We start from the raw sequence: 245 nt of genomic DNA, 5'->3' as shown, positions 1-245 counted from the left end.
ACAACACCCTGTTCCCCCTGGCAGCCACTGCCCTGAACGGCGCGAGCAGCCTGGAAGCCGCGCCGCACAGCAGCATGGACGGCTTGCAGCACCTGGACAAGGTTGTGGACATCGACCAGAGCCCGATACGCCGGTCACGCAAGTCAGCAGGCCGATCGGCACTTCCAGGTCAACGTTCTGCAGGTTGTTGCCACGCGCGCCTTTGAGTTTGAGCTGCAGCTTCTTGTTGCGCGGTGTACGTTTGG

1 pseudogene is annotated in these 245 nt (G+C 62.4%); it reads left to right on the top strand.

The features are described 5' to 3' along the window. Positions 1–146: pseudogene (locus tag J5M56_RS26215) on the top strand (hypothetical protein); the annotation flags it as partial. Positions 147–245 lie beyond the last annotated feature (99 nt).

The organism is Pseudomonas sp. 51_B (assembly GCF_017491595.1).
In the GTDB taxonomy this organism is placed as follows: domain Bacteria; phylum Pseudomonadota; class Gammaproteobacteria; order Pseudomonadales; family Pseudomonadaceae; genus Aquipseudomonas; species Aquipseudomonas promysalinigenes.
The sequence above is the reverse complement of the archived record's forward strand: the minus strand, read 5'-3'. Positions and strand labels throughout refer to the sequence as shown.